The organism is Pseudomaricurvus alkylphenolicus, from assembly GCF_011683955.1.
Lineage (GTDB): Bacteria > Pseudomonadota > Gammaproteobacteria > Pseudomonadales > Cellvibrionaceae > Pseudomaricurvus > Pseudomaricurvus alkylphenolicus.
The window spans coordinates 308289-320217 of record NZ_JAAQPI010000004.1; the positions used below are offsets into that span (position 1 = coordinate 308289).

Annotated in this window: 8 protein-coding genes; 5 read left to right on the plus strand and 3 right to left on the minus strand. The window is 51.8% G+C overall.

The window, feature by feature from the left end:
• Positions 1 to 116: 116 nt before the first annotated feature.
• Positions 117 to 896: an IclR family transcriptional regulator gene (locus HBA55_RS13135; RefSeq protein ID WP_166991743.1), complete on the plus strand. Its 780-nt coding sequence runs from the start codon at positions 117 to 119 to the stop codon at positions 894 to 896.
• A 47-nt stretch (positions 897 to 943) separates the two neighbouring features.
• On the opposite strand, the gene HBA55_RS13140 is transcribed toward HBA55_RS13135, so the two are convergent.
• On the minus strand, positions 944 to 2281 hold the full coding sequence (locus tag HBA55_RS13140) for an aminotransferase class III-fold pyridoxal phosphate-dependent enzyme (RefSeq protein WP_166991745.1): 1338 nt from the start codon (positions 2279 to 2281) through the stop codon (positions 944 to 946).
• A 13-nt stretch (positions 2282 to 2294) separates the two neighbouring features.
• Positions 2295 to 4055 (minus strand): amidohydrolase, encoded by a 1761-nt coding sequence (locus HBA55_RS13145; RefSeq protein WP_166991748.1) that lies wholly within the window; start codon positions 4053 to 4055, stop codon positions 2295 to 2297.
• A 254-nt stretch (positions 4056 to 4309) separates the two neighbouring features.
• Here HBA55_RS13145 and HBA55_RS13150 point away from each other — a divergent pair, with 254 nt between their 5' ends.
• Positions 4310 to 6655 carry a TonB-dependent receptor gene (locus tag HBA55_RS13150; RefSeq protein WP_166991751.1) on the plus strand — a complete coding sequence of 782 codons (2346 nt, stop codon included), beginning with the start codon at positions 4310 to 4312 and terminating at the stop codon, positions 6653 to 6655.
• A 535-nt stretch (positions 6656 to 7190) separates the two neighbouring features.
• Here the strand turns inward: HBA55_RS13150 and HBA55_RS13155 are convergent.
• Positions 7191 to 7754 carry a phosphohydrolase gene (locus tag HBA55_RS13155; RefSeq protein ID WP_166991754.1) on the minus strand — a complete coding sequence of 188 codons (564 nt, stop codon included), beginning with the start codon at positions 7752 to 7754 and terminating at the stop codon, positions 7191 to 7193.
• 593 nt (positions 7755 to 8347) lie between these two features.
• Between HBA55_RS13155 and HBA55_RS13160 the strand changes: the two genes are divergently transcribed.
• The 3 genes from HBA55_RS13160 to HBA55_RS13170 all read left to right on the plus strand — a co-directional run bounded on the left by HBA55_RS13160 (position 8348) and on the right by HBA55_RS13170 (position 11904).
• Positions 8348 to 8821 carry a type 2 periplasmic-binding domain-containing protein gene (locus HBA55_RS13160; protein WP_420821499.1) on the plus strand — a complete coding sequence of 158 codons (474 nt, stop codon included), beginning with the start codon at positions 8348 to 8350 and terminating at the stop codon, positions 8819 to 8821.
• A 228-nt stretch (positions 8822 to 9049) separates the two neighbouring features.
• Positions 9050 to 11422, plus strand: a complete 2373-nt coding sequence (locus tag HBA55_RS13165) for a TonB-dependent receptor (RefSeq protein ID WP_166991760.1) — start codon at positions 9050 to 9052, stop codon at positions 11420 to 11422.
• Positions 11423 to 11472: 50 nt separating this feature from the next.
• Entirely contained in the window at positions 11473 to 11904 is a 432-nt protein-coding gene (locus HBA55_RS13170; protein WP_166991763.1) for a hypothetical protein, read from the plus strand.
• The last annotated feature ends 25 nt before the right edge of the window (positions 11905 to 11929 follow it).

Sequence of the window (11929 nt, forward strand, 5' to 3'; positions counted from 1 at the left end):
CGGAGCTATCAGCAAATTTTTGAACAGGATTGGATCTGCATCAATAGTTTGATTGTTAATCGCCATCAGAAATTTTACAATGTGAACTGCAACGGGAGAGATGGGAGCCAACGATCATGCCTGCAGCAAAACGTACCGGCACTCAGAGTATTGAACGAGCCATGCTGATACTCAGAGAGATTTCGACCCATGGCAAATTTGGTTGGCGTCTGGGGGAAATAGCCGAGCGCTGCAACCTGGATCACGGCACCACTCATCGAATTCTCGCCTGCCTGGTGAGAGAAGGTATGGTTCAACAAAGGGAAAGTAACGGACACTACATTCCTGGTCCCTTGATTTTCGAGTTAAACCTGACGATCCCGCACTATTCCGAGTTCCAGCAGGCCTGTCATGAATCAGCGACGCGTCTGGCAAAAAAATTCAAAGCCGCATCCGTTTTTTATCTACGCAACGGCTTTGACTGGGTCTGTGCCACCCGATCCGGGCCCGCGGTATACGGCGGCACGATTCTGGAGGTCGGAACCCGGAGACCGCTGCTTTCCTCAGCCGGTGGTGCCGCAATACTCCTGGCACTCCCAGAAAATGAAGCGCAAGAGATTGTCGAATACAACAAGTGGCAACTGCGCTCTCTAAGCGCCACGGCCATCAAATTGTTAGAGCGAATGTTGAGGCGCTCTCGAAGTCTTGGTTATGCCTATAACAAGGGAGAGGTGAGTCAAGGGTCTTATTCGTATGGAATACCCGTCAGAGACTCGCTAGGGCAAGCATTTTCCTCACTCACTGTGGGTGCCAAATCGGAGCACTTTCAGACCCTTGATTCAGAGGAGTTGCTTGAATCCCTGCAGCTGGAAGCACGGAACATTGCCGAGGCTGCTGACAGAATTCTTCCGGTTTGATTCAGGCGGAATCTGCCGTACAAACGCAGATGCCGCACTTTTGTTGCTTATCGGTCGATGGATTCAAAGGCAGCAATCAGTGCTCTGGCCAACTCCTGGCTATGTTCCGTCTGATACACCAGCGGCGGTGACAGAATAATCTTGTCACCGGCTGCCCGCACCAGGGCCCCTTGGTCGCGGATCGCCGACGCCAAGCGCTTGGCAAGACCATTTTTCGGATCGACAGGCACTCGTGTCCTCTTGTCCTCTACCAGGTCGATGGCAATCATTAATCCCTTGCCTCGGACTTCACCCACTGACGTAAACCGCTCCTCCATGGGTTTCAAAAGATCCATGAGATACGCTCCCTGCTCGGCGGCATTCTCCGGCAGCTTCTCTTCACAGACAATATCAAGTGCAGCGATTCCAGCGGCGCAGGCCACGGGGTGCCCGGAATAGGTGTAACCATGCATGACATTGCCATCAAAATTATGGTTAGCCTCGAACGCCTGTTCTATACGTTCATTAACCAGTGTCGCGCCAAGAGGGATATAACCGGACGAAATGCCTTTAGCCAGACACATGATATCCGGCTTGACGCCCCAACCGCGACAGCCAAACATGCTGCCCGATCGCCCAAACCCGGTAATGACTTCATCGGTGATCAACAACACACCGTGTTTGTCGCAGATCTCCCTGACCAACGGCCAATAGTTGTCTGGAGGAACGATCACCCCTCCGATACCCTGAATCGGTTCTGCGATAAATGCCGCCACTGTCTCGGCGCCGTGAAATTGGATTTCCCGTTCCAGCTCCTGGGCGCAGAGGCGACCCAGCTCCTCCGGGTCCTGGGTCCAGGGATTGCGGTACAACCAGGGAGTGGCAACCTGGAAGCAGCCGGGCAGCAACGGCTCATAATTACGCCGGAACATGGTACTGCCATTGATTGACGTGCCGCCAATATGAGTACCATGATAAGCCTGTTTGAGAGAGATAAACTTGCTGCGTTCGGCCTCGCCATTGAGCCTGTGGTACTGTCTTGCCAGCTTTAGCGCACTCTCAATGGCATCTGACCCGCCGGAGCTAAACAGCACCCTTTTCATATTTTCACGGGCAGTAAGCGCTGTCAGTTTTTCCGCAAGTTCGACCGCTCTCGGGTGAGCGATACCGCCGAACAGCTGAACATATTCCAACTCGTCGAGCTGTCTTGTGATAGCGTCTTTGATTTCCTGGCGGTTGTGCCCGACATTGACGCACCACAACCCAGCACTCCCGTCCAGATATTCATTGCCTTGATCATCGGTTACGAAAACACCGTTGGCGGATTGAATGCAAAGGCCACCTCCAGATTTCATGTCATTGGGATGGACCATTGGGTGCCATAGAGACTGCGATGGCTCACTCATAAATTACCTCTGACTACAATTGACTGCGATCGAAAACGATTTCGCCGTTAATGATGGTTTTTTCAACCTTGGTTTTGTGCAGCTGCTTGACCGGCACAGCATAGGGATCCTGGTCGAGTACAACCAGATCGGCAATCATGCCAGCGGCAATCTTACCCAACTTATCTTCATTGCCCATGTGTTTCGCCCCGTTTACGGTAAACAACCGGATCGCCTCATCCAGGGTGATTGCCCCCGATTTACCGACACTGGTCTCACTGCCGCCCGGTTGTTCCCGGGTCACCAAGGTCTCAACCGCAATCCAGGGATTCACCGAAGGGACGACTGCCCAATCTGACCCGGGAACCACCAGAGACCCCGACTCCAGCATATCCCGGACTGGCCAGATACGCTCCATACGTTCGTTGCCCACGGCATTGGCAATACTGTCATTAATCGGTGTGGGACCAAACAGATAGGGTGACACCTCAAAAGTGGCCTGAAGTTCTTTGGCGCGGGCGATGTCCTCTACCTTCACAAAAGTACCGTGGGCAATATTGTGTCGCTGGCTGCTCATTCCGTTGCTGGTTCTGGCGGCCTCTACCGCATCCAGCCCGGCCCGAACCGCGGCATCCCCGGCGGCATGGAATTTTACCGTCAACCCTTGCTGATCAAATCGAGTAACGGCGTCGTTGAGTTTCTGCTGCTCAACCATAAGAATCCCCCGAACACTGGCCTCGTCAGCACGCCCCTCAATATATCCGGCATAGGGCTCCAGCATAGCGGCGGTATGACTTTCCGTGGGCACCCCATCCAGGCCGACCTTGACGCAATCGGGATTCAGACGCTCGCGGACATATTGCTGTCGTGTTTCCACGGACACTTCATGGTCCACATTGTCCGTCGCCCAGGGTATACAGAATCGAATTCTGTGCTTGAGTTCTCCTTCATCCGCCAAGGCTGCAAACAATTCGAGCTCCCTTTGAACTCCGACGGCATAGCCTGTGGATGCCTCGGTAAAAGAGGTAATCCCGTGAGACAACATCTTGTCGAGAGACCAGATCAACGCCTTGCGCACCTGTGCATAGGGAGGCGGCGGAATATGCTGCTTAACCAGTCCCACCGCGTATTCATGAAGCACTCCCGAGGGCTCTCCGAAATCGTCCTTCTCGATTACTCCGCCTTTCGGACTTTCCACGGCAGCGGTAATCTGGGCAATGGCCAGCGCCTTGCTGTTGACCCAGGCACTGTGTTCACTGGTGTCTCCAAGGAGTACCGGGTTGTCCGGGGCCACAACATCCAGCAGACTCTTATGTGGCGTCTGTCCTACCGCCGATTTATCCCACTGGCCACCGATGACCCAGGCACCGGGCTCCGCTTTTTCGACGCAGGCCTTAAGCCTGCGTTGTATTTCCGCCAGGTTTGATCCCTGCGGGATGCGGCACTGCTGGTGCTGCAGTCCGGCAAAAATCGGATGAACATGGAAGTCGTGAAAACCGGGAAGCACTGTTTTCCCATCCAGATCAACAACGCGTGTACGGCCGTTTGCCTGACCTTCGATCGCTTTGTTATCACCCACTGCCAGGATCTTGCCGTCATAAATGGCAATGGCCTGCGCAGGCGGCTCAGCATCCCCATTGAGCGTATGAATTCTTCCGTTGATCAGTATGGTGTCTGCGGCCGGAGAGATATCAGAGTATTCATCCTCTATGCCTCCACAGGAGGCCAACACCACGACTGCGAAGACAATGAATTGGACTCGTAGCAGGCAATGCCCGAGAGAGGTTTCCCGCATGGTTGTTCTCCAATAGATATATAACCATCAACTATAGCAAGTGGGCGTTCAAGCAGCGCCTCTGTAACCAATATCCACTTGTATCTATTTGATCGCAATAGAGAAATCACAGGCGGCCGGCGGTTATTTCACTATGTGAACTACGCGATCCTCAGCGACGCCCTCCAGCACAAAATTGGGTTCAGAATAGACCCAGTGACGCAACAATCACTCAAACAAATGCAATAATAGTAATCAGCCAAGGGGAAATTGTTATGAAATTCGGAACCCGTGCACTCGCCGCCGCAATTGCAGCCAGTGTCGTCGCGCCAATTTCGCTCGCCGATATTATGCTCGAGGAAATAGTCGTGACCGCCCAGAAACGTGAGCAGGGCATCAATGATGTCGGCATCACCGTCAACGCGTTCTCGGCCGATCAGCTGGATAACTTCGGCATCGATTCCGCCGACGATCTCGAACAACTGGTACCGGGCCTGACCATCAACGCCACCCAACCTGCCGGCGCACCGGTCTATACCATTCGGGGCGTGGGCTTTAACGACTTCACCGCCTCAGCCACAAGCACCGTGGGAATCTACAACGATGGCGCCGCCATTCCATTTCCGGTAATGACCACCGGGTTGTTGTTTGATGTTGAACGTGTGGAAGTTCTAAAGGGTCCGCAGGGGGATCTGTACGGTCGCAACACCACTGCCGGCCAGATTAATTTTATCAGCCGTAAACCGACAGAAGAAACCCAGGCCGGTATCACGGCCAGCTATGGTCGCTACGAGACACTGGATCTCGAGGGTTATGTCAGTGGTTCCATCAGCGACTCCGTTCAGGGACGTCTATCGTTCAAGACGGTAAATTCCGGGGAGGGGTGGCAAGAGAGCGTCAGTCGCCCTGGTGACACCCTGGGAGAGCGCGACGAACTGGCGATACGCGCTCTGATCAATTGGGATATCAGCGAAGATGCATCCTTGCTGCTTAGCCTGCGTTCATTTAAGGATGAGTCCGAGACGCTGGCGATGTCGGTGACCTCCGGTATTTTTCCGATAGAAAAGGACCCGGACGGCTACGACAATGAAGACGCGGACTGGTCACCGGACTGGCGGCCCCGTAATAACAATACCACTGAAGGTGTAACCGCTACGCTCAATTGGGACATGGGCTCACTGTCATTGACCAGTATTACATCCTACGATCAATTTGAACGTGATGGTGCGCTGTTTGACAGCTCCGGTGTGCCATTTGAAGACTCCGATGCGATCAACACCACCGATATCGAGGTATTTTCCCAGGAAATTCGCCTGGAATCTGCTGGCGATGCAGATTTCTATTGGGTCGCTGGCCTTTACTACAGCGAAGACGAAGTCGATGAAAGTTACCTGCTGGAGTTCCGGGATTCCTTTGGCCTGACCGCAGACTCCAACTATAAACAGACCAGCGATTCTGTTGCCGTTTTTGGCCACGTGGAATATAACCTGTCTGAAAAATTTCGCCTCACGCTGGGTGGCCGCTATACCGAAGAGGAACGCTCCTGGCGGGGCTGCACCTTCGATACCGGTGATGGACTGCTGGCAGGGTTTTACAACTTCTTTGCTTACCCCGTGTTCTTCCAACCCGCGTTTGGAGGCAACGAAGAAGTTCCCTTGGGCGGATGCACCAGCTATAACGATGTCGAGGGAACACCTGGTTTTACCACCTATGCTATTTTTGACCAAACCATGGATACGGAAGCAGCCATGGGCAAGATCTCGCTGGACTACAAACCCACGGATGACATTCTGATCTACGGCACTGTCTCCACAGGTTTCAAATCCGGGGGATTCAATGGTGCACTGGCGTTAACTCACACGCAGTTGCAACCCTATGGTAAAGAGCAATTGACCTCCTACGAACTGGGGATAAAATCCACCCTGCTCGAAGGCGCCATGCAACTTAACGCAGCTGCTTTTATTTACGATTACGAGGACAAACAAGAGTTGACCGGGTTTGTCTCTCCTGTGGGTGGTGTATTCGGTTTTGACAATGTTCCTGAGTCTGAAGTACAAGGCTTCGAGCTGGAAATGGCTTGGGCTATTACGGAGGGACTGAGATGGGATCTGGGTATTGCGTTCCTGGACACCGAAATCGAAGAGTGGGACATACCCTGCCCGGCCGGCCTGTTGGGGGCTCCCGTGGCCTTGCCAGTGGAATGCCCGAGAGAAAGTGTCTTCGGTGATGTCATTATGTATGACGCATCAGGTGTTGGCCTGAACAACTCTCCTGAGTGGCAAGTGTCCTCAACCCTCTCGTATACCTGGGCGTTAACCAATACTCTGAATATGATGATCGGTGTTGACGTGAGCTACCGTGATGACAATATTGGCAGCCAGGCCGCCCCGGATTCCTCCGACAAGGATGTGGCATTCTCCGGTTATGTCCCTGACTATACCATTGCCAACGCCAGAATTGGCTTGAGTGATTCTGAGGGCGTGTGGTCCGCAACGCTATGGGGCCGCAACATTACCGATGAGTACTACTGGAACTTTACTTCCTCCGGTAATGGCGTCAATACTCGTGGACATGGTATGCCGACGACCTATGGGCTTACTGTTTCCTATAACTACTTCTGATTTTGTCAGAAGTTGAAGGAACAGGGCGTTAATATCCGCCCTGTTCCGGGGAATCAGTTAAACATTTGTGGATCTTTTGAAAAATGTTTGAATTTTTAAGGTTCAGTTTTTGACGGAAGAGTGCCAGGAGCTGCCGTTCGAGACAACAGGATTTTCTTCCCGCGTAGGTCGGATTAGCTCCGCTTCGCGGAGCGTAATCCGACGGTTCCGCTGGAGCTGTTCGTTGGCTGCGGCCCGGTTTTTAACACCCAGGGATGTTGCTGTAACAGGCGGTTTATTCACGGCCGCCGCCAATTTAAACCTTTGGCGGATCGGCGGATTACGGCTTCGCCTAATCCGCCCTACATCCGTGCGGTCGTTGCAGACATTATCGAACGCCCATGGTGCCCTGAACCAGGATTATGAACTTCCGGTTCTGGCACTTTACAGCCAATTCAATACCGCATGATATTTCTTGCGAATCGCGTTCAAACAGAAAAATCGACTCGCTCCAAATCACCACTTTATTATCGATTCCAATTGCGGAGAAGAGTCGCTACCACTTAAAGACGTTGCGCACTACACGCATATTGCCTTTGAGAGCCGAGCCCCCCAAATCTACGGCGCTTCGTGCTAGCGCTTCATGAAAACCGTCATTGGGTATGGATTTTTCAACCATATCGATTTGTTCCTTGCTTAGACCCTTACGCATTTTTCCTTGGGTTGCGTCGATCCAGTCCGCCTTTCTCGCCGCATTAATAATGTCGGCATGTTCACCTTTGTAGGCTGTAACTTTGTGATGCCAGTGAATGACATCTCTGAGTAATTCAGGATCAAGTCCCAACTTGCGCTCATTGTTAACCCTTAGTGCTTCGGCTTCACTGGGTTCCAAATAGGCCAGATTTTTGTCTGTCCACAAGCCGATGTCATGGAATACAAATGCTGCCTCCAGAACGGGCAAATATCGTTCATCATTATCCAGAAAGTGCATCGCATAGGTGAGAGCTCTGTAGACATGGCCACGATACCCCTTAAAATCATCTCCAATAACCTCACGATACGGTTCCAGCAGTGATTCCACTTGATTACTATGTGAGATTATCTTTATCTGTTCAGGCATTTTCTCTGTTAACTCCTAGTCTATTTGCCGAAACCGGCTCTGGATACGCTATAGCCTACAACAATCGATGCGGCCAGCGAGGATTTTTGCGTCTTATCAGCAAATCATCGATCAGCAATGGATCTACATCAATGGTTCGGCCCCTGACCGGCCCAGACATTTTTACAATGTGAACTTTCCATTCAACTGGCACCTTATGCCCAAACCGTAACGGTCACCCTCATGGATTGAAATGGAATGACCGGGTACAATTCTACTTCGATCCGATGAGATGGAAGCTTTTGAAGGAAATTGGAACGAATAAAATCGGCTACTAAACTGTAACGGGAGATACCCAGATGTTACTCAATTGCTCCTGCATGAAGCCCAAATCGCTTGCATCGCTGATTTGGCTGGCAATCGGGTTCCACTGCTGGGCTGCAGAAAACCCCACAGGTGAGAAAAACGTCAGGATTCTGCTCGATCATTGGCCCCCATACCATTTCCGACAATACCCCGATAAAGGAATCATCTATCCCATTGTAAAACGAGCATTCCAACATTCCGGTTATCAGACCGAGATTGTGACTGCCCCCGCCCCTCGGAAGAAAGCGATGTTGATAGCCGATTCACTGGCGGACCTGGACTGTTCTGTCTGGTTTAGCCAGAGCAGGGCAAGAATACTCACCTACTCCACTCCCTTTATGTTCAATCGCTATGCACTCTACGCCATGGCAGACAAGGGCATCTCCTCCTTGAAGACCGATCAGCTGCATTTGGGCATCATCCGGGGCTTTGAGTATCTGCAGCCGCCCGAATTCATCTCCAGTTATGGTACGGTGACCAAGGTCCGTGACTCCGAGATTTTGCTGAAGATGTTGTTATCCCACCGCATTGATGTGGGACTGCTTGACCAGCGGGTAGTACAGTGGTCTCAACGTCAACACCACCAAGAATACCTACAAATCGATAAACCCTTATTTTCAAGAGAGCTTCACTGCGTTGCCGCCAAGGAAAACCCAAGAGGTGCGACGTTGATCGCGGCATTCAATGCGGGGCTTCTGGCCACCCAGAACCCGTCTCAGTAATGCACAGATTACTCCTGACTGGGCATGTCCTGCGGGGCATTATTCGCTGATCGTCTAGCTCCAGGCGCCAGCCAGAATCCCCTCTCGTGAGCTGGAATCTTGATTCCTTTGTCTGAATTTTCCTGAAAAATGTCAATACCGACACCCGTACTGACAATCAACTTGTCGCATACTTCCCCACGCATCTCCCTGACCAGCACCATTCCAACAATAACTATGGAGAAGAACATGCGAAATCTACAACCTGGGAAGTCCCTGTCAGCGGCGCTATTGCTGGCAACATCCGCAACTATCCCAACAAGCCAGACCCTTGCGGAATCGTTTTTAATCGATGAAGTTATTGTCACTGCCCAAAAACGAGCTGAGTCGGTCAATGACATCAGCATGGCGATCTCCGCCTTTCAGGGCGATGATCTGGAAAAGCTTGGGCTCACGGATACCCGCGATATGGCAGGACTGGTGCCCGGGTTAACTCTGGCCAAATCGCGCTCCGGCACACCCATTTACACCCTCCGCGGTGTTGGCTTTAATTCGGAGAATCTGTCGTCAACTTCTCCCGTTGGCGTTTATATTGACGAGGTTTCCTATCCATACCCCTATATGAGTCAAGGCCTGACCTTTGATGTGGAGCGGGTTGAAGTTTTGAAAGGCCCACAAGGGACGTTGTATGGCCGAAATACCACAGGTGGTTTGATCAACTACATTGCCAATAAGCCTACCGAGCATTTTGATGCGTCCATTAAAGCAGAATACGGCAAGTATGACAGTTACGGCATTGAGGCCGTGATCAACGGTGCACTCACCGACACCCTCAATGCACGGCTTGCCATAAAGACCCATCAATCGGAGGAAGGTTGGCAAAAAAGCGCGTCTCGTGGCGATGAGCTTGGCGAGAAAGATCGCACAGGATTACGGTTGGCGCTGGACTGGGAGGTCCATGAGAATGTTAATGCTCTCTTCACTTTGGGCTGGTGGGAAGACAAATCTGACACTCAGGCGCCACAGGTGATTGCCCTCGCTCTGGATGTGCCCGGGTTTGAACACCCAGATCTTGCCAATCAAGTCTTGACCAACCCGGACAATGAAGACGCCGACTGGGATACTCCAGGCACTATCCCCTGGGGCGGTAGTACATTCACCGAGGCACCGGAAGGTTTCGTGATGGATGCGGAGATGTTCTCCGTGGCGACCCGCGTCGATTGGCAGATCAATGACGAACTGAATGTTACCTCTATCACCAGTTACGCTGACCTCAAGCGTAACGACTTCGCCGACCGCGATGGCAGTCAATATGAAACCGTGGCTTTCCTGGATTCCGGTACGATTGAGAGTTTTTCACAGGAACTGCGAATCACCGCTGAAACCGACCAGTTCAGATACATTGCCGGTGTCTTTTACTCCCAGGATGATCTGTTGGATGAATCGCGAGCTTGGGCCGGCCAAAACTCCATTTTGAGTTTTCTGCGGGCTGGTGCCTCCATGGCGGATCCGGTCGAGGGTCCGTGGAGCTTCAGAAACTGGGCCAATTTTGCCGACATCGAAACCCAAAGTCATGCTGTTTTTGGTCAGGCCGAATGGGACCTCAATGATCATCTGCGGCTAACCGCTGGCTTGCGTTACACTAAAGATACTGCGGACTTTGAAGGCTGTTCTACTGATACCGATGGTGACGGCAATATCATGGCTGCCTGGAATCTGGTATTCCAGCCACTCCTTGCAGAACCCATTGAGCCGGGCGAGTGTGTGACTTTTAAGACCGACTTCTCGGGCCCCGTGGATGGACCAATCAACAACACGCTGAACGAAAATAATCTTTCCGGTCGTCTGGCGCTGGATTGGCAAATCTCAGAAAACACCATGGTATATGCCTCTTTCTCCAGAGGTTTCAAGTCGGGTAACTTCCCTCAGTTGTCCGGAAACCGTGCCAATCAGTACGATCCCGTCACTCAGGAAGAGCTCAAAGCTTACGAGGTCGGTGTGAAATCCGCGCTGGCAGACAATGTTCAACTCAATGTCTCCGCCTACTATTACGACTATAAGGACAAACAGGTCTTTGCCGATGTATTGGACCCCGTTTTTGTTACGCTGGAACGCCTTGTTAACGTGCCCGAGTCAGAGGTCAAGGGCATTGAGTTGGATTTAACCTGGGGAATAACCGACAACCTGGTGACCAAACTCTCGGCTGCGTACATGGACACCGAAATTGAGGAGTTCAATGGCTTTGACAAAGCGGGTAACGCGATTGATTTCTCCGGTTCCGAGTTCGAGTACTCACCGGATTTTCAAATCAATGGGTTAGTCTCCTACCACCAACCCCTGTCCGCTAATTTAAGCGCTCAACTCACCGTGAATGCGACCTATACATCTGAACAACAGGGCGACCTGCTGGGTACAGACAACTTCAGCATAGACGCCTACACACTACTTGGCGCCAACCTGAGCCTTATGCCCGACAGCGAAGACTGGGAACTGTCGGTATGGAGCAGAAACCTCACTGGTAAATACTACTGGACTTCGGTGCAAACCCAACGCGACACCGTGTACCGCTACGCGGGAATGCCAAGAACATGGGGGTTGTCGTTCAAGTACCGATTTCACTGAATTACGATTGTTGCCAAACCAGATTTTCTGACTGACCTACGGAAACTACAATGAACAAAAATGATTTAATACTTCGATACTCTCTACTTGCCTGTACAGCATACTTCCTCGTGATGGCTGCAGCACATGTAACCGGCTTTAAGGTGCCTGTGCTGTTTGTTTATTTCGACGTACCTTCCCATCAATATCAGGATACCATTATTTCCTTTTGTTGCGTCGGTTGGGCGGGTTTCAGCTACGCGGCGGCAAACAACCGCGGGACTCTGGCGCCGTTTTTGCTAGCCTTCTCTGGTGTTGTGATTGGCTTGTCGTACATCAATCTGACAACGGATTTCCAAACCTTGAAATCCGGACTCACCACGACACCTTACTGGATACAAACTGGGATCCTTTCGGGCTTGGTGGTCTGGCTGTTTGCATTCTACCGACTGACAGGAAACGACAAACAGCAGCCCCCTGTGATAACCGAGGAACAAATTTAGAGAAGTAATTCCAAGAGTAAGTCTC

Coding starts and splice junctions, on each gene's coding strand:
- HBA55_RS13160 (WP_420821499.1), top strand. CDS start 8,348: ATGTTGATAGCCGATTCACTGGCGGACCTGGACTGTTCTGTCTGGTTT.
- HBA55_RS13170 (WP_166991763.1), top strand. CDS start 11,473: ATGAACAAAAATGATTTAATACTTCGATACTCTCTACTTGCCTGTACA.
- HBA55_RS13165 (WP_166991760.1), top strand. CDS start 9,050: ATGCGAAATCTACAACCTGGGAAGTCCCTGTCAGCGGCGCTATTGCTG.
- HBA55_RS13135 (WP_166991743.1), top strand. CDS start 117: ATGCCTGCAGCAAAACGTACCGGCACTCAGAGTATTGAACGAGCCATG.
- HBA55_RS13145 (WP_166991748.1), bottom strand. CDS start 4,055: ATGCGGGAAACCTCTCTCGGGCATTGCCTGCTACGAGTCCAATTCATT.
- HBA55_RS13150 (WP_166991751.1), top strand. CDS start 4,310: ATGAAATTCGGAACCCGTGCACTCGCCGCCGCAATTGCAGCCAGTGTC.
- HBA55_RS13140 (WP_166991745.1), bottom strand. CDS start 2,281: ATGAGTGAGCCATCGCAGTCTCTATGGCACCCAATGGTCCATCCCAAT.
- HBA55_RS13155 (WP_166991754.1), bottom strand. CDS start 7,754: ATGCCTGAACAGATAAAGATAATCTCACATAGTAATCAAGTGGAATCA.